Origin of the sequence: Kitasatospora sp. NPDC001309, assembly GCF_042896295.1 — a bacterium.
Classification (GTDB): domain Bacteria; phylum Actinomycetota; class Actinomycetes; order Streptomycetales; family Streptomycetaceae; genus Kitasatospora.
The window spans coordinates 1-16,147 of sequence record NZ_JBIAXC010000035.1; the positions used below are offsets into that span (position 1 = coordinate 1).

Consider the following 16,147-nt stretch of genomic DNA (forward strand, 5'->3'; position numbering starts at 1 on the left):
CCCCGGGGGCCGCGGGGGGGGGGGGGGGCGGGCGGCCGCGCCGGGGGGGGGGGGGGGGGCCGGGCCCCCCCCCCGCCCCGCGCGGTCCGCCCGCACCTGGCGCAGCGCGTCCCAGGTGAGCAGCGCGAGGGCGGCCCACACCAGGGCGAAGCCGGCCCAGCGCGCGGGCGGCATCGACTCGTGGAAGACCGCGACGCCGATCAGGAACTGGAACACCGGCGCCAGGTACTGCAGCAGGCCGAGCACCGTCAGCGGCACCCGGACGGCGGCCGCGCCGAAGAACAGCAGCGGGATCGCGGTGATCACCCCGCTGACCACCAGCAGCGCGGAGTGCCCCCAGCCGTACGAGCCGGCCACCGTGTGCCCGAAGGTGCCGCGCCCGCTGACCTCCAGGTAGACGAGGTAGCCGAGGGCGAAGGGGAACATGAAGGCGCTCTCCGCGGCCAGGCTCTCCAGCCCGCTCAGCCCGACCTGCTTCTTCACCAGGCCGTAGGTGGCGAAGGAGAGCGCCAGGGTGAGCGCGACCCAGGGCAGCTGCCCGTAGGCGGCGGTGAGCACCGCGACGGCGGCGGCGCCGATGCCGACGGCCGTCCACTGCACCGTGCGCAGCCGTTCCTTGAGCACCAGGACGCCGAAGCCGATGGTGACCAGGGGGTTGATGAAGTAGCCGAGGCTGGTCTCCACCACGTGGCCGTTGTTGACGGCCCAGATGTAGACGCCCCAGTTGACGGAGATCACGGTGGCCGCGCCGGCCAGCATGGCGAGCCGACGGGGCTGGCGCAGCAGCGGGCGTATCCAGCTCCAGTGCCGCTGGGCGACCAGCATCAGCACCACCGCGACCAGCGACCAGACCATCCGGTTGGCCAGGATGTCGTCGGCGGCGCCGGGCTCCAGCAGCGGCCAGAACAGGGGGAAGATCCCCCAGATCCCGTAGGCCGCCGTGCCGTACCAGAGGCCTCGGCCGCTGTCCTGCTGGGTCGTCTGTGGCATGGCCGAGTGCCCTCCCGCGCGCGCGAATATCGATGCGACGGTAGCGGGCGGGAGGGCGGACTGTCATCTCCGTTTCCGGATTTTGGTCATGACATTGCTTGCATGCTGGACGGCTCCGGCGTCCGTGCCGGTCGGACTCCGGCGGCGGCGCCGTGTCCGCGCCGGTCAGGGGCCCTTCGGGCGCCCGTGTCAGGCGCCGGTGTCAGGCGCCGGTCGACCGGGCGGCCAGCGCCTCGCGGACGGACTGCGCCAGCGGGGCGGTCGGGCGGCCGATCAGCCGGGCCAGGTCGCCCGGGGTGCCGGCCAGCTCGCCGCGCGCGATGCCCGCGTCCACGTCGACCAGCGCCTCGGCGAAGCCCTGCGGCAGGCCCGCGCCGACCAGGACCTCCAGGTGCTCGGCCGGGGTGACGTCGCGGTGCGCGACCGGCTTGCCGGAGGCCTGCGCCAGCTCGGCGGCCAGCTCGGGCAGGCTCCAGGCGGTGTCGCCGCTCAGCTCGTACACCCGGCCCCGGGCGCCCTCGCCCTCGCCGCCACCCGCGCCGTCGCCCAGCAGCACCGCGACCGCCGCGTCGGCGTAGTCCCGGCGCGGGGCGGTGGCCACCCGGCCGTCCCCGGCACTGCCGAGCACCACGCCGCGCTCGACCGTGCCGGCCGCGTCGCCCAGGTAGTTCTCGGTGTACCAGCCGTTGCGCAGGAAGGCGTACGGCAGGCCGGAGGCGAGGACCAGCTCCTCGGTGGCCCGGTGCTCGTCGGCCAGCCGGAAGGTGGCCGCGGCCGGGATGCTGGTGTAGGCGAGCAGGGCGACCCCGGCGGCCCGCGCGGCCTCGACCACGGCCCGGTGCTGCGGGATCCGGCGGCCGACCTCGCTGCCCGAGATCAGCAGCACCCGGTCCCCGGCGGCGAAGGCGCCGGCCAGGCTCTCCGGCCGGTCGTAGTCGACCACCCGGACGTCGACCCCGCGCGCGGCCAGGTCGGCCGCCTTCCCGGCGGAGCGGACGGCGACCGCCACCTCGCCCGCGGGGACCCGGGCCAGCAGGCCCTCGACGACGAGGCGGCCGAGCTGGCCGGTGGCTCCGGTGACGACGTACATGGGGTGCTCCTCTGGATGGTGTCCGACCTCGAATGGCCTCTGGCCTCGACACTCACCCTAGGGCTGGCACTAACCTTTCGAAAGTACGCACTTCGAAGTAGGGTACTGACATGAAGGTAAGCACCCTGCGCATGGTGGGCGGGGCACCGGTCGACGCGGTGCCGCCCCCGGCGAACGTCTTCGACCGGATGTGCCCGTCCCGGGGCGTGCTGGAGCACGTCACCAGCCGCTGGGGCGTGCTCGTCCTCGGCGCGCTGCGCGAGCGCGGCTACCGGTTCAGCGAACTGCGGCGGCAGGTCTCGGGGGTCAGCGAGAAGATGCTCGCCCAGACCCTCCAGACGCTGGAGCGGGACGGCTTCGTGCTGCGCGAGGCGCACGCGGTGATCCCGCCCAGGGTCGACTACAGCCTCACCCCGCTCGGCCGGGAGGCGGCGGAGCTGGTCGCGGCGCTCGCCCACTGGTCGGAGCAGCGGGTGGGCGCCGTGGTCGCGGCGCGCGAGGAGTACGACGGGCGGGCTACCGCTCCCTGATCAGGGCCTCCAGCCCGTCCAGCACCCGGGCCAGGCCGAAGGCGTACGCGTGGTCCGGGTCGTACGCGCCGCCGTGCGCCTCGCCCGCCGCGGCGCCGACCCGGGCGGCCACCGGGTGGCGCTCGGGGTCGAAGACCCGGGCCAGCAGCTCGGCGTTGGCCTGCCACCACTGGGCGTCGGTCATCGCGCTGTCCTGCTGGGCGGCCCGCTCGTCGGCGGCCATCCGGGCGCAGGTCTGGACGAAGCCGAGCAGGTGGGTCAGCGCGGCGTCCAGCTCGACGTCGGGCAGGCCGGTGCCCTCCAGGGCGCGCAGCTCGTACTCGTACTTGGCCATCAGGCCGGGGCCCAGCGGCGGGCGGCTGGTGGAGACGGCGGCGACCCACGGGTGGGCGCGGAACAGCGCCCGGTTGTCGTCCGCGACGGCGGTGGCCCGGGCCCGCCAGCCCGCGTCCGCCGGGGCGCTGCGGGGCACCGCGGCGTAGACGGTGTCGAGCATCAGGTCGAGCAGCTCGGCCTTGCCCGGCACGTAGGTGTAGAGGGCCATCGGGGACAGCCCCAGCTCCTGGGCGACCCGGCGCATGGTGACGGCCTCCACGCCCTCGGCGTCGGCCAGGGCGACGGCGGCGGCGGCGATCTCGCCGGTCGACCGGGCCTGCCGGGGGCCGCGGCGGCCCGGCTTCTCCTCGGCGGTGAGCCCCCAGAGCAGGGCGAGGGTGCGCGCCGGGTCTCCGGCGCCGCTGCGGTCGGCGCTGCTGCGGTCGGCGCCGCTGCGGTCGGCGCTGCTGCGGTCGGTGGCCATGCGGAGGATCCTCCCACGGGAGGCGGCGGTTACCGTCTCCCCCATGACCAGCACTGAGCCGCTTCCCGGCACGGACACCGCCCAGGTCCTCCGCCCCCGGGTCACCTGTCGGCGCTGCCACCGGCCGCTGCACGACCCGGAGTCGCGGATGCTCCGGCTGGGGCCGGAGTGCCGGGACCCGGCGGAGCGGGTCGCCCGGTTCGAGGTGGACCAGGAGACCCTGCCGGGCGTGTAGGGCGGGGTTCGAGGACGGGCCCTACGGTCGGCCGAAGAGGCGGCGGAGCAGGCCGGGGCGGGCCCGGCCCGGCTCGGCCGGTCGCTGTCGCCGCCGCTGCGGGGGTTCGGGCGCCGCCGGGCCGGGCGCGTCGGCGCCCCCGGGTTCCTCGGCCCCCTTCGCGTCCTCGGCGGCCGCGCTGTCGCCGCCGTCCCGGCCGTCGTCGCCGTCCCGGGCGTCCTCGCCGTCCTCGCCGTCCCGGGCGTCCTGGGCCTCGGCCGCCGCCAGCAGTCGCCGGGCGAGCTCGCGGTCGGACCGCTCCACCCACGGCGCGGCCAGCACCAGGGCGCAGTACGAGCGCAGGATCGTCACCACCCGGCTGCGGCTCGCCCGGGCGCTGTAGTGCAGCCGCTGCCGCAGCAGTGCGGCGACGTCGGCGCGGGCGGCGGGGTGGGTCCAGCCGATCGCGACCAGGGCGAACCCGGCCGCCTCGACCACCCAGTCCTCCGGGCCGAGCAGCAGGTCGCGCAGCACCCGGCGGCGTTCGGAGCCCTCCCAGGGCTGGTCGGTGCGGTGGTGGGCGATGCCGAGGCAGGCGAAGGCCTGGACGGCGCGCACCCACAGCTCGGGCTGGTGGGCGAGCAGCGCGCGGCCGAGGTCGTCCTCGCGCGGCAGCGGCGGGTGGACCAGGACGCCGAGCAGCTCGTCCAGCGGGAGCCCGGCCAGCCGGACGGCGTGGTCGTAGGCGGCGGGGACGGTCGGCCAGACGATCTCGGCGGTGGCGCGCACGAGGTCGGCGCTCGCCGGGGCGGGCGCGGCGACGGCCGGGCGCGGGTCGGTGCCGTCCCAGGCCCAGATCCGTGTGGTGGGCTCGGTCAGCGGCAGCCGGGGGTCGGGCTCGCCGACGGAGCGGTAGGACACCGTGGAGCGCGGCAGGGCGAGGTGCACGGCCAGCACCGAGCTGGGCGGCTCGACGGCGGAGGCGGTGCAGTCGACCTCGGTGTCGCGTCCGGCGCCGGACGAACCGAGCACCTGGTGCAGCACGTTGACGGTCGCCTCGGTGGTGCCGGTGACCATCCCGAGCCAGGACTCCCGGTGGCTGAGCCGCTCCAGCAGGTCCTGGGCGTACGCGTGGTCGGGGTGGTCCCGGTGGTGGTCGGCGAGGGCGAGCAGGTGGACCGCCTCGCCGTCGACGGCGTGCCGCAGGCCGTACAGGGCGGGGCCGGCCTTGGGGTGCCCGGGTTCGGCGGCGAGGACGCGCTCCAGCCAGGGCATGCCCTCGGCGGGTCGGCCGAGGGAGCCGTACAGCTCGGCGACGTCCACGGCGAGGTAGCCGCTGGAGTTGCCCTCGGCCGGTGCGACCCGGGCCAGTTCGGCCTCCCAGACGGCGAGCGCGTGCTCGGGGCGGCCGTCGGCGCGCAGGGCGTTGCCGAGCATCACGGCGGGCAGGTAGTCGGGGGCCAGCCGGTGGGCCCGCTCGGCGAGTTCGACGGCGCGGGTGGTGGCGCCGAAGCGGCGGGTCAGGCCGGAGGCCATCGCCAGCAGCAGCGGGTGGTCGGGGTGGCGGTCCACCACGGCCCGCAGGAAGCGCTCGAAGGGCCTGACCGCGTCGGCGAGTTCGGTGGGCAGCGGGTCCGGCAGCGCTCCGGCGGCGCGGGCCACCGCCTGGGCGACGGCGTCCGGGTCGACCAGGGTGGGCAGGTCCTCGCGGGCGAGCCACGCGGTGTGGGCCCAGGGGCGGGCCGGCTCGTACTGGATCGCCGAGGCGAGCAGGCCGACGGCGGTGTCCCAGTCCCCGGCGGCGGCCTCCACGTGGGCGCGGCAGACGACCGTGCCCAGGTAGACCTCGCCGTCCAGCGGGAACAGCTCGCGGGCCGCGGCCGGGCCGCCGGTGGCGGCGCACAACTCGGCCAGGGCCTCGTGCAGTTCGGGCAGCTGGGGGTCGGCGAGGATGGCGTCGGCGAGGTGCTCGGCGGCGTGGTCGAGGTCGCCGGAGTCGATCGCCAGCCGGGCGACGGCCACCTCGCCCTCGGCCGCCAGCCGTTCGTCGCCGTCGTCGTCGGTGTGCGCCATGCCCTGTCCCCCGGTCGCGGTCGCGCGGTGTTCGCTGGTTCCTCGGTCCTCGTGCGCGGACGAGGTTATCCGGTGCGTATGACTGGCCGATGATCACCCCGCGACGGGCGCGGCGGACAACTGCCCCGCCCGTGACGACCCTTCTGATGCGACCCTTACGAGTGGTTTAGACCTGAGAAGGGCTCAGGTAGGGGTTGGCGGCCAGCACGATGGCTCCGGTGCTTCGAGAGCGAAGCACCTTGCGCACCCCATCCCTGACGAGCCTGACGAGGAACGATGAAGCTCTCCCGCACCCTCTCCGCACTCGCCGCAGCCGCCGTGCTGAGCACCCTCGCCCTGACCGGACCGGTCGCCACACCGGCCTCCGCGGCGTCCTTCGTGGTCAGCGAGGCCCAGTTCAACAAGATGTTCCCGAACCGGAACTCCTTCTACACGTACAAGGGCCTCACCGACGCCCTGGGCGCCTACCCGAAGTTCGCCACCAGCGGCGACGACGCCACCCGCAAGCGCGAGGCCGCCGCCTTCCTGGCCAACGTCAGCCACGAGACCGGCGGGCTGCGCTACGTCGTCGAGCAGAACACCGCCAACTACAGCCACTACTGCGACACCAGCCAGCCCTACGGCTGTCCGGCCGGGAAGTCCGCCTACTACGGGCGCGGGCCGCTGCAGATCAGCTGGAACTTCAACTACAAGGCCGCGGGCGACGCCCTGGGCATCGACCTGCTGCACGACCCGTACAAGGTCGAGAAGGACCCGGCCGTCGCCTGGAAGACCGGCCTCTGGTTCTGGGACACCCAGAAGGGCGCCGGCACCGTGACCCCGCACGACGCGATCGTCAACAACCGGGGCTTCGGCGAGACCATCCGCAGCATCAACGGCGACCTGGAGTGCAACGGCAAGAACCCGGACGAGCGCAACGACCGGATCAACCTGTTCAAGCAGTTCGTCGGCGTGCTCGGCACCAGCGTCGGCGGCGGCAACATCTCCTGCTGACCCGCGCCGCCCGACGGCCCGACGGGCCCGTCCGTGGAACGGGAAGTCGACCCGGCCGACTTCCCGTTCCGCGCGTCAGCCGATCGAGTGAACGGTGTCAGTGGCGTCTGCTGGACTGCCCCCAGGCAACGAGACGAGGGGGCGGCCTGGATGGGCGTGCTGACGGACTACTTCCGCGCACCTGACGCGGAGACGGTGGTGCGGGCGTTGGCGGCGGCCGACGGCTCGTTGGCCGCCGTCCGACCGGACTTCGACGTGGTCGAGGCCAAGCGGATCGACCCGGGCGTCGTGCTGGGGCAGCTCGTCGCGGCGATCCTGGCGCAGCCGTGGCGGGTCGACCTGGTGGAGGACACGCCGATCTGGCCGACCGCTCCGCAACCCGGCCCGGACGGGCCCTGGGACGAGGACGACCCGTGGGCGACCGGCCCGTGGGCGTTCGAGCTCGGTGACGCCGCCCGGGACGCGCTCGCCGAGGTCCGCGACGACCGGATACCGGAGGCCGTCCGGCAGTGGGCCGAGGCGGAGGAGTGGGGCGGGGCGGATCCGACGGATCTGCTCCCGCCGGCCGGGGAGCTGATCGCCCTCGCCCGCCGGGCGCGGGCGGCGGGCGAACGGCTGTACTGCTGGGTCTGCCTGTAGCGGGCGCCTCGGCGTGTTCGGCCGGGCTCGGCGGGCTCAACAGCTCAGCAGGCTCGACGGGCTCAGCGGGCTCGACCACGGGTGATCGGGGCGGCTCCGGTCGCGGCGAGGGAGACGTCCCAGAGGCGGGCCGCCGAACCGGGGTCGAGGGCGTACGCGCGGACGCCGCCGTCGTCCATCGCCTCCCCGGGGGCGGCGACGCGGGCGACCTCGCAGTCCTCCAGGTAGAGCCCGCCCCGGCCGTCGAGGAGGGGGGAGGTCGCCGCCCACAGGCCGGTGGCGGCGCCCTGGGAGGGGGACTTGAAGTCCGCCCCGACGACCGCGCCCCGCTCGTCCACCCAGCCGCGCTCGACCTGCTCCCGGAGCGTCAGCTCCCGCTGGAGGCCGGTGATGATCTTGCCGGGGTGCAGCGCGAAGGCCCGGACGCCGTCCGCCCGCCCGAGCACGTCGAGGTGCGCGGCGAACAGCACGTTGGCGGTCTTGGACTGGCCGTACGCGAGCCACTTGTCGTACCCGTCGTGGAAGTGCGGGTCGTGCCAGCGGATGTCGGTCAGGGCGTGCCCGGCCGAGCTGTTGACGACCACCCGGGCCCCGCGCGCCGCGAGCAACGGGTGGAGCGCGCGGGCGAGCGCGAAGTGCCCGAGGTGGTTGGCGGCCAACTGACCCTCCCAGCCCGGCCCGACGCGCCGCTCCGGGGTGGCCATCACCCCGGCGACGGCGAACAGCAGGTCGACGTGCCGGGCGGCCCCGGCGATCAGCTCGGCGGCGGCGCGCACGCTGTCGAGGTCGGTGAGGTCCGCCGGCACGACCTCGCAGCCGTCGAGGTGGCGCAGCGCGTCGCGGGCGTGCTCCGGCCGGCGGGCCGGGACGATCACCCGGGCTCCGGCCGCGCTCAGGGCCCGTACGGTCTCCAGGCCGAGGCCGGAGGCGCCGCCGGTCACGACGGCGGTCCGGCCGGAGAGGTCGAGGCCGGCCGTGACGGCCTCGGCGGTGCTGGTGGCGGAGAAGGGCGAGCCGAGCGGCTGCTGGTCATCGGTGGTCATGGCGAGGACGGTAGGAGCTGGAGTGCGGTCCAGTTCAAGTCCGTCGCCTCCGAACTAGGCTGGGCGGCATGGCGGATGACGGGGGCGGGAGCGGCGACGGGGCCGGGGCCGGGGACGGCGGGGCGGTGCTGGGCATCGGCGAGGTGGCGGAGCGGACCGGGCTCAGCGTGGACGCCCTGCGCTTCTACGAGCGCGAGCGCCTGCTGGTCGAGCCGGTCCGGCGCAGCGCGGGCGGCCGCCGGCGCTACAGCGCCTTCGACGTGGAGTGGCTGCGGATCTGCGTCAAGCTGCGCGAGTCCGGCATGCCGCTCGCCGAGCTGCGGCACTTCGCCGAGCTGGTGCGCCGGGGCCCGGGCAACGAGGCCGAGCGGCTGCGCCTGCTCGACGCCCACCAGCGGCGCGTCGACGAGCGGATCCGGGTGTTGGAGGAGTGCCGCTCGGTGATCGCCTGGAAGACCGCCGTCTACGCCGAGCACCTGGCGCGCGGCGAGGCCACCGGCCTCTGGGACCCGACCGTCCGCCCGGGCCGCCCGCCCGCACCCGGAGCCCCGGGGCCGCTGGGAGCCCCAGAGGCACCGGGAACCCCGGGGCCGCCGGAGGCGCCGGAAGAACCGGCGGAGCCGGAACGCTGGACGGCGGGGGATCCCGCATCGGCCTTCGCACCCGAAACGGCAGGACGGTAGGACTGTGGCAACGACGAACGCTCCGATCGAGTGGGCCGGCGACCGGGTGTCGTTCCGGCCCACCACCCCGGCCGACACCGGCGAGGTGCTGGAGGTGCTGGACGAGGCGGCCGGCTGGCTGGGCGGGCGCGGCATCCGCCAGTGGCCGGACCGCTTCCCGCCCACCTGGGTGGCCGCGGCGATCGAACGCGGCGAGACCTGGCTGGTGGACGTCGGCGACAAGACCGCCGGAACGGTCACCCTGGACTGGGCCGACGAACTGTGGGCGGACGTCGGCGGCACGGCCGGCTACGTGCACCGGCTCGCCGTCCGCCGGTCGGCCCGCGGCCTGGGCGGGGTGATCCTCGCCTGGGCCGAGGACCGCGCCCGCGAGCGCGGCGCGGCCGCGCTGCGCCTGGACTGCGTCTCCCACAACCGCTCGCTGCGCGACTACTACGAGCGCCGCGGCTTCACCCACCGCGGCGACGCCCGGTGGCTCGGCCTGCCGGGGCAGCGGCGGGAGGACGTCCCGGTCCTGTGGATGAGCCGCTACGAGCGGGCGCTCGCCGACCCCCGGACCTGAATATTTCAGAACGAGAAATATTCAGGTCCAGGAGCACGTTCCCCCGGGTATCGACGCGGGACAGCCCTGCGCGACGAAAGGAGTGCGGCGCCGTGCGCGTGGAGATCTGGAGCGACATCAACTGCCCGTGGTGCTACATCGGCAAGGCCCGGTTCGAACGGGCCCTGGCGGCGTTCCCGCACCGCGAGGAGGTGGAGGTCGTCCACCGCTCCTTCGAGCTGGACCCCGACGCGCCGAGCGCGGCCCGCCCGCTCATCCCGCTGCTCGCCGCCAAGTACGGGCTGAGCCTGGAGCAGGCCGAGGCCGCCGAGGCCCGGATCGCCGAGAACGCGCGCGGCGAGGGCCTGCCGTACCTGGACGAGGGCCGGGACGCCGCGAACTCCTTCGACATGCACCGGCTGCTGCACTTCGCCGCCGAGCACGGCCGGCAGGCCGAACTGCTGGACGCGCTGTACCGGGCCAACTTCGCCGAGGAGCGCTCCGCCTTCGACCCCGGGCGGCTGGTCGAGCTGGCCGTCGGGGCCGGGCTGGACGGCGGGGCGGCGGCCGCGGTGCTGGCCGACCCGGAGGCCTACGCCGAGGCGGTGCGCGAGGACGAGGCGACGGCGAGCGCCATGGGGGCCACGGGCGTGCCGTTCTTCGTCCTCGACCGGCGGCTCGGGGTGTCCGGCGCCCAGCCCGCCGAGACCTTCACCATGGCGCTGGAGCAGGCCTGGGAGAGCCGGGTGCCGGCTCCGCTGGTCCAGGTCGGCGCGTCCGGCGACGCCGAGGCCTGCGGGCCGGACGGCTGCGAGCTGCCGCAGCGGTAACACCCCGCTCAGCTCTTCCCGATGGTCTGGGTGAGCCAGGTGAACACCGACGGCACCAGCGGCTGCCAGGTGGAGGTCAGGTGCGGGCCGTTGACCTCCACCGGGGTGACGGTGGTCGGCGCCTTGGCGTTCTTCTGGAGCGCCTGGGCGTCCTCCAGGCCGTCGCCCTTCTTCCCGGTCATGTACAGGGCCACGTTGGGCGGCGTCTGCGCGTGCTGGAGCAGGTAGACCGGGTTGGAGACCTCGCGCAGGTGCCCGTCCTTGGCGGTCAGCGAGTCGTTCTCGCCCATCGGGTCGTTGTAGCCGGACATGCTGACACCCGCGTGGAAGCGGTTCGGGTGCCCCAGCGCGAGCCGGACGGCACAGTGCGCACCCGCCGAATAGCCGGCCACCCCCCAGCGCTCGGGGCCGGGCTCGGCGCGGAAGTTGTCCAGCACCATCTGCGGCACGTCGCGCGCCAGCCAGGTCTCGGCGTTGACCTTGCCCGGCACGTCCGCGCAGCCGGTGTCCACGTGGCTGCCGAGCAGCACCACCCGCGGCGAGACCAGGATGAACGGCGCGATCTGCCCCGACTTCATCAGCGGCACCAGCTGCTTGGAGACGTTCATGCTGCCGAACCAGGCGCTGGAGGAGCCGGGGAAGCCCGCGAGCAGCTCGACCACCGGGAACTTCTTGTCCTTGTACGCCGGGTCGTCGTACTGCGGCGGCGTCCAGACCAGCACCTCGCCATCCACCCCGGACACCCGGCCCTTGAGCTGGGTCGTCTTCACGTCCTTCGGCACGGCGTTGTCGTCCACCGGCCCGAACTGCTGCACCACCTTGGGCTGGTCGGGCGCGTTCGCGGCCGCCGTGGCGTCCGCCGGGAGCGGCACGGGCACGGCGCGCACGTGGTTGCCGGTGCCGAGCAGGTCGTCCCAACTTCCGTACAGCTGGTTGTCGTTGTTCACCAGCACGAACACCAGCGTCACCGCCGTGACCTGAGCGAAGACCACCATCAGCAGCCGCGACCCGAACCGCAGGGCCTGCGGGCCGCGCACCCGGTTCCACAGGTACATCAGCAGGCCCACGGAGAGCGGGAGGAGGAGCAGCGCGAGGACGAAGAACGGAGTGCCGGTGAGCTTCACACCTGCTGAAACGGGTGGAAACGGGTGTTCGGTTGCAGCTGAGGCGGCAGGGAATTCACGCGCCGGAAGTCGGCGGGGCCGACTTCCCGCGCTGGGAGCTCCCGGGGAATCAATCAGTCGTAGAAGAACTGGCGGAGGTCCTCGGCGGAGCCCGGCCCGAAGAGGAAGGCCTCCGCCCTCGCCGCGAGGACCGGCGACGGCGGACCCTCCTCCTTGAGGCGGATCAGCCAGAGCTCGCCCAGCTCCCCCACGGCATAGAGGGCGGAGAGCAGTTCGGCCATGCCCGCGGGCCGGGGCGGGTCCACCCCGACGACGGACGTCAGCTCCCAACCCCCGGCCTTTGCCGCGAGCCGGACGGCCGAGCCCCACATGGCTATCCGGGCCAGCCGGCCGCGCCATGGCAGTTCACCGGACGGCACCGGGCCGCCGACGGTCACGGCGGCGATGTCGTCCACGACCTCCCGCTCGAAGTCGGTGCGGATCCAGTGGCCTTCTTGGGAGTCCTCGATGGCGGCGTGCCACCACTCCCAGGCGCCGCGCAGGCGGCTCGCAACCTCGTCCATGCGACTCAGAGTTCCACACCGGCGATGCGCTGGGCGGCAGAGAGGAGGCGGTAGAGGTTCAGGTCAGACCTCCCCGGACTCCTCTTCGTCGGGTCTTGCAACGTTGAGTGCGGTGATCACGCCCAGGGCGACGGTGGCCAGCGCCAGGGCGAGGAGGACGGCGAAGGCGGCGGCGATCAGGAACCGCACGGGCGCTCGCGGTCGGCGTCGAGGAGCAGGGTGAGCAGGTTGAGGAGAGTCGACGCCGGGGCCGTGTTGAAGCGGACGAGGACGCGGCCGTCGAGGGTCTTGTCGGTGGTCGCGGACGGGAAGACCAGAGCGAACTTGCGGCCGCGCTCGTGGAGTTCGGCCAGGAGCGTACGGATGTGCTCGTCGCTGTAGGCCCGGATCCGGGGATCGGTGGGCTGCATGGGGCGACGGTGGTTCATGCCAGGGGCTCCAGTTCGAACCAGACGACCTTGCCGTGCTTGCGGGAATCGGCGCCGAACCGGTGGGTGAGCGCGCGAACCAGGTGGAGCCCCCGCCCGGAAAGGGCGAGCGGGTCGGCGGGGAGGTCGGGCGGCGGCGGGAGCAGGGGGCTGTCGTCGCACACCTGCACCCGGAGGCGGCGGGGCGAGAGGGAGAAGGTGCAGAGCGGCGCGGGGCTGCCCGCGTGCTCCCAGGCGTTGACGAAGAGCTCGTGGAAGGCGAGTTCGGCGTCCGAGATGCGGGAGGGCGGCCACCCGGCGCTGGAGAGGAGGGAGGAGAGCTCGCTGCGGGCGGCGGAGCAGTCGGGGGGAACGAAGGCACACATGAGTAACCCCTGGGGAGAGGAGGGGAGTCACTGACGTTCCGTCATGTGACCGGTGCAACACTGAGAGTAGGGGAGCCGTTGCCATCTCTGCAATCGAACAAGCAACGCTGCATATGCTGCGGTGAGATCGCGGTGGCGAGCAGCTCGACCCATGCGGAAAACTGCACCGACGAGGAGGGGCCGGTAGTGGCATACAAGGGACCGATCAGCCAGCGGCAACGACGCTTCGGCGAGGAGTTGCAGCGCCTGCGCACGGCAGCAGGGTTGTCCGCGCCGGAGGCGGGCGCGCTTGTAGGGATGAAGGGCCCGGCGGTGAGCCACACCGAGGCCGGTCGGATCACGCTCAACTCCGAACGTCTCAAGATCTGGCTCGACGCGTACGGATGTGCGGACTCGACCTACCGTGCGAAGCTCGCGGAGATGGGCCGGAGCACAGGGAAGGGCTGGTGGACCGACTTCGCGGACCGCGTGCCAACCCTGCTACTCGACCTGGCCGAGACGGAACACAGCGCCGCCAGGCTCGACAACTTCGAGACGTTCTTCATCCCTGGGCTTCTCCAGGTACCCGCCTACATCGAGGCGATCTACAAGGATGCCAGCCAGCAGCGCGAGTTGGACGTCGCGGCGGAAATCGACTTCAGGAGGCAGCGGCAGCATATTCTCGCAGACTTGCCACTGCGCCAGTTTCGATTTGTCATCCACGAGACAGCGTTGCGAATGCGATTCCCGGGCGATGCAGCCATGCGGGAACAGCTCGTTCATCTGCTGGAGATTTCAGAGCTTCCGAACGTCAGCATTCAGGTCCTGCCCTTCACTGCCACACAGAAGCCGCCCTACACCAGCCAATTTGTGCTCGTCGATCCCGGATCGTCGGACCTCTCCACTGTCGTCGTGGATCACCCAAGCCACACCGAGTATCTTGGCGACCAGCATTCGATCGAGACCTACCGGAGGACCTTCAACCAGCTGAGTGAGCTGGCTCTACCTCCAGTCGACCAGTCGCTCAACACGCTTTCCTCGCGCGACTCGTGGGGACTCATTCGACATCTTCTCTACTTGCTGCAAAGTTGAAAGGCTTCCGATGTCCGAACTCCGTTGGCAAAAGTCATCGTTCAGCGGCTCGAACGAAGGCGGCAGCTGCGTTGAACTCGCAGCCGGAGCTGAGGACGTCCGCCACCTTCGCGAGTCTGACGAGCCCTTCTCCATCCTGACCACCTCGGCCGCCGCGCTCCGGGCCTTCCTCCTCGGGGCCAAGGCCGGCGAGTTCGACCACCTCGCCTGAACCACCGCCCGCCCCCGCCCGCTCGTTGGCCCCCAACGAGCGGGCGGGGTTCGTACCAGCGGTTCTTGCGCTCATCGACTGCCCGGGGCGATAGTCGTGCAACTGAGTGCGACCGGCCCGATACAGGGAGAGGTCATGAGGCTGCGTTTCCTGGGGATCATCCCGAACACCCCCGTCGACGACTCGCCGACGATCTGGCTGGACGAGGACAGCGGCGACCTGCTGATCCAGTCCTACAAGGCCACGGCGGAAGAAGTGAAGGCGTGCCAGGAGATCGGATCGATCCCCGGCCACGGCACGGGCGTCCCTGATCACGAGACGATCGTCCGGCTCCCCGCCGTGATGCGGCAGTTCATTCCGCGACTGGAGGACGGAACCGGTGAAGTACCCCGTACGTGAGGGCTTGGCCAAGGCGCAGCGCTCCGCCGTGCATCTGGAGATGCGCGACAGCTACACGCCCGACGACCCGGAGTTCGCCCGCTGGCGCGCCGGCCACCGGTACGACAGCGATCCCTCCAAGCTGCCCGGCTGGTGGGGCTCCTGGGCCGACCTCGCGGCCGAGACGACCGGGCGGGGCGTGGTCATGCGGCGGGCCCGCATCGTCTCGGAGCCGGTGACGGACTACATCCGGTACGAGCATGACCTCACGTTCGCCAACATCGCCGCGGGCGAACTGGTCCGCTGGCTGCCCCGGCGGAGGGCTGCCGACATCGCGCTGCCGGGAACAGACCTCTGGATGTTCGACGGATCAGCCGTGCTGTTCACGTACTTCTCCGGCGCCGGTGAGGTCGTCGACCGGGAGTGGCGGACGGACCGGGCCACCGTTCAACTGGTCGGCTCCGCCTTCGAGACCGTCTGGGAACGGGCCACGCCGCACGAGGACTACGAGCTGACCTGACCTGACCCCCATGCCCGATTCCGGATCGTCTCACGTCCAAGCCGCCCGCAAGGTCCTCGCGGATCGCCTTCGGGAGATGCGCCAGGACGCCGGGCTGGACGGCAAGCAGCTTGCGGCGCTGTGCGGTTGGCATCCGTCCAAGGTGTCCCGGATCTCCAGTGCCAGAACCTCGCCGTCCGCTGACGACCTGCGCGCGTGGTGCCGCGCCTGCGGCAGGGAGGACGAGGCGGCGGACCTGGTGGCCTCGCTGCGGACCGTCGAAGGCATGTGGGTGGAGTGGCGCCGCATGGAGCGGGCGGGCCTGCGGAGGGCACAGGAGGCCGTTCTGCCGCTCTTCGAGCGAACGCACCGGTTCCGGGCCTATTCGTCATGGCTCGTTCCCGGGCTCCTCCAGACGCGCCGGTACACCGAGGACGTGTTGCGCGCCGTCCAGCTCAGGCGGGTCCCGGTCGACGACGTGGCCGCTGCCGTGGCGGTCCGGATGGAACGGCAACAGGTGCTCCGCGAGGGACAGCGTCGCTTCGCCTTCCTCATCGAGGAGTCCGTGCTGCGCAACGGGCTCGGTGACGCCGACACCCAGGCGGAGCAGCTTGAGCAGCTGATGGCAGCGAGCACTCTGCCGAATGTCAGCGTGGGAATCGTCCCCACCCGGATGCACCGCACGAGGATGCCCGTGGAAGGGTTCTGGATCTTCGACGCGACCCAGGTGAACGTGGAGCTGGTCTCCGGGCACCTCACGCTGACCCAGCCCGGCGAAGTGACCATGTACGCCGACACGTTCACCGCACTGGCGGGCATGGCGGTCCACGGTTCGAAGGCTCGTGCGCTGATCACGGCCGCGATTGCTGCAATCGGGTGACGTCGTGCAATCCCGCAGAATCCCGTGGATCCCAACTCGCCCGCCCTCCTAGCGTATTGCCATCGATTCCAGCACCTCCGAGGGAGTGGCCGACATGGGCAAGCACGGCGATGGCAAGGGCGGCGGGTCCGGGGACAAGAAGCAGTCCCCGAAGGAGTCGGACGGCCAGTGGACCAAGCCCGTCACCGACCCGCCTAAGAAGT

Annotated in this window: 21 protein-coding genes and 1 pseudogene; 12 read left to right on the forward strand and 10 right to left on the reverse strand. The window is 72.9% G+C overall.

All coding sequences use genetic code 11. The features are described 5' to 3' along the window. Together rarD and ACFY2K_RS29550 are read right to left on the reverse strand one after the other, a co-directional pair. Positions 1-990 (reverse strand): EamA family transporter RarD (gene rarD, locus ACFY2K_RS29545; RefSeq protein WP_387715480.1); only part of this gene is annotated, 990 nt, incomplete at its 3' end. A gap of 202 nt (positions 991-1,192) precedes the next feature. Further along, positions 1,193-2,080: an SDR family oxidoreductase gene (locus ACFY2K_RS29550; protein ID WP_380524072.1), complete on the reverse strand. Its 888-nt coding sequence runs from the start codon at positions 2,078-2,080 to the stop codon at positions 1,193-1,195. 110 nt (positions 2,081-2,190) lie between these two features. Here ACFY2K_RS29550 and ACFY2K_RS29555 point away from each other — a divergent pair, with 110 nt between their 5' ends. Then, positions 2,191-2,610 (forward strand): winged helix-turn-helix transcriptional regulator, encoded by a 420-nt coding sequence (locus ACFY2K_RS29555; RefSeq protein WP_375889053.1) that lies wholly within the window; start codon positions 2,191-2,193, stop codon positions 2,608-2,610. On the opposite strand, the gene ACFY2K_RS29560 is transcribed toward ACFY2K_RS29555, so the two are convergent. Then, positions 2,597-3,409 carry a TetR/AcrR family transcriptional regulator C-terminal domain-containing protein gene (locus ACFY2K_RS29560; RefSeq protein WP_387715485.1) on the reverse strand — a complete coding sequence of 271 codons (813 nt, stop codon included), beginning with the start codon at positions 3,407-3,409 and terminating at the stop codon, positions 2,597-2,599. The genes ACFY2K_RS29555 and ACFY2K_RS29560 overlap by 14 nt on opposite strands. A gap of 43 nt (positions 3,410-3,452) precedes the next feature. On the opposite strand from ACFY2K_RS29560, the gene ACFY2K_RS29565 reads away from it, so the two are divergent. After that, positions 3,453-3,644 (forward strand): DUF6011 domain-containing protein, encoded by a 192-nt coding sequence (locus ACFY2K_RS29565; RefSeq protein ID WP_375889049.1) that lies wholly within the window; start codon positions 3,453-3,455, stop codon positions 3,642-3,644. Between the two features lie 21 nt (positions 3,645-3,665). Here the strand turns inward: ACFY2K_RS29565 and ACFY2K_RS29570 are convergent, their stop codons facing one another. Continuing rightward, positions 3,666-5,696, reverse strand: a complete 2,031-nt coding sequence (locus tag ACFY2K_RS29570) for a hypothetical protein (RefSeq protein WP_380594941.1) — start codon at positions 5,694-5,696, stop codon at positions 3,666-3,668. A 276-nt stretch (positions 5,697-5,972) separates the two neighbouring features. Here ACFY2K_RS29570 and ACFY2K_RS29575 point away from each other — a divergent pair, with 276 nt between their 5' ends. Together ACFY2K_RS29575 and ACFY2K_RS29580 are read left to right on the forward strand one after the other, a co-directional pair. Continuing rightward, positions 5,973-6,689 carry a chitinase gene (locus ACFY2K_RS29575; RefSeq protein WP_380524077.1) on the forward strand — a complete coding sequence of 239 codons (717 nt, stop codon included), beginning with the start codon at positions 5,973-5,975 and terminating at the stop codon, positions 6,687-6,689. A gap of 150 nt (positions 6,690-6,839) precedes the next feature. After that, a complete protein-coding gene (locus ACFY2K_RS29580; RefSeq protein ID WP_375889041.1) occupies positions 6,840-7,328 on the forward strand; it encodes a hypothetical protein in 489 nt (162 codons plus the stop codon). 62 nt (positions 7,329-7,390) lie between these two features. On the opposite strand, the gene ACFY2K_RS29585 is transcribed toward ACFY2K_RS29580, so the two are convergent. After that, entirely contained in the window at positions 7,391-8,371 is a 981-nt protein-coding gene (locus ACFY2K_RS29585; RefSeq protein ID WP_387715490.1) for an oxidoreductase, read from the reverse strand. A gap of 68 nt (positions 8,372-8,439) precedes the next feature. Between ACFY2K_RS29585 and ACFY2K_RS29590 the strand changes: the two are divergent. The 3 genes and pseudogenes from ACFY2K_RS29590 to ACFY2K_RS29600 all read left to right on the forward strand — a co-directional run. Continuing rightward, positions 8,440-8,886, forward strand: a pseudogene (locus ACFY2K_RS29590) (MerR family transcriptional regulator); the annotation flags it as partial. A gap of 172 nt (positions 8,887-9,058) precedes the next feature. Beyond that, positions 9,059-9,616, forward strand: a complete 558-nt coding sequence (locus ACFY2K_RS29595) for a GNAT family N-acetyltransferase (protein WP_387715493.1) — start codon at positions 9,059-9,061, stop codon at positions 9,614-9,616. A 92-nt stretch (positions 9,617-9,708) separates the two neighbouring features. Continuing rightward, complete coding sequence (locus ACFY2K_RS29600; RefSeq protein ID WP_380638829.1) at positions 9,709-10,425, forward strand: DsbA family oxidoreductase; 717 nt, start codon at positions 9,709-9,711, stop codon at positions 10,423-10,425. Positions 10,426-10,433: 8 nt separating this feature from the next. Here the strand turns inward: ACFY2K_RS29600 and ACFY2K_RS29605 are convergent, their stop codons facing one another. The 5 genes from ACFY2K_RS29605 to ACFY2K_RS29625 all read right to left on the reverse strand — a co-directional run bounded on the left by ACFY2K_RS29605 (position 10,434) and on the right by ACFY2K_RS29625 (position 12,905). Then, positions 10,434-11,549: an alpha/beta hydrolase gene (locus ACFY2K_RS29605; RefSeq protein ID WP_387715496.1), complete on the reverse strand. Its 1,116-nt coding sequence runs from the start codon at positions 11,547-11,549 to the stop codon at positions 10,434-10,436. A 113-nt stretch (positions 11,550-11,662) separates the two neighbouring features. Further along, positions 11,663-12,112 (reverse strand): hypothetical protein, encoded by a 450-nt coding sequence (locus ACFY2K_RS29610; protein WP_387715499.1) that lies wholly within the window; start codon positions 12,110-12,112, stop codon positions 11,663-11,665. 63 nt (positions 12,113-12,175) lie between these two features. Then, positions 12,176-12,301, reverse strand: a complete 126-nt coding sequence (locus tag ACFY2K_RS29615; protein ID WP_380524088.1) for a hypothetical protein — start codon at positions 12,299-12,301, stop codon at positions 12,176-12,178. Further along, positions 12,289-12,522 carry a hypothetical protein gene (locus ACFY2K_RS29620; protein WP_387715502.1) on the reverse strand — a complete coding sequence of 78 codons (234 nt, stop codon included), beginning with the start codon at positions 12,520-12,522 and terminating at the stop codon, positions 12,289-12,291. Before ACFY2K_RS29620 ends, ACFY2K_RS29615 begins: the two co-directional genes overlap by 13 nt. Before the next feature lie 14 nt (positions 12,523-12,536). Further along, complete coding sequence (locus tag ACFY2K_RS29625; RefSeq protein ID WP_380524092.1) at positions 12,537-12,905, reverse strand: ATP-binding protein; 369 nt, start codon at positions 12,903-12,905, stop codon at positions 12,537-12,539. Positions 12,906-13,037: 132 nt separating this feature from the next. Between ACFY2K_RS29625 and ACFY2K_RS29630 the strand changes: the two genes are divergently transcribed. From ACFY2K_RS29630 to ACFY2K_RS29650, 5 genes are all read left to right on the forward strand, one after another. Continuing rightward, a complete protein-coding gene (locus ACFY2K_RS29630; RefSeq protein WP_387715505.1) occupies positions 13,038-13,976 on the forward strand; it encodes a helix-turn-helix domain-containing protein in 939 nt (312 codons plus the stop codon). A gap of 10 nt (positions 13,977-13,986) precedes the next feature. Next, entirely contained in the window at positions 13,987-14,187 is a 201-nt protein-coding gene (locus tag ACFY2K_RS29635) for a DUF397 domain-containing protein (RefSeq protein ID WP_380524096.1), read from the forward strand. Between the two features lie 135 nt (positions 14,188-14,322). After that, a complete protein-coding gene (locus ACFY2K_RS29640) occupies positions 14,323-14,586 on the forward strand; it encodes a hypothetical protein (protein WP_380524098.1) in 264 nt (87 codons plus the stop codon). After that, positions 14,567-15,085, forward strand: a complete 519-nt coding sequence (locus tag ACFY2K_RS29645; protein WP_380524100.1) for a DUF6879 family protein — start codon at positions 14,567-14,569, stop codon at positions 15,083-15,085. The genes ACFY2K_RS29640 and ACFY2K_RS29645 overlap by 20 nt, the downstream gene beginning before the upstream one ends. Before the next feature lie 10 nt (positions 15,086-15,095). After that, positions 15,096-15,944 (forward strand): helix-turn-helix domain-containing protein, encoded by an 849-nt coding sequence (locus ACFY2K_RS29650; RefSeq protein WP_380524102.1) that lies wholly within the window; start codon positions 15,096-15,098, stop codon positions 15,942-15,944. Positions 15,945-16,147 lie beyond the last annotated feature (203 nt).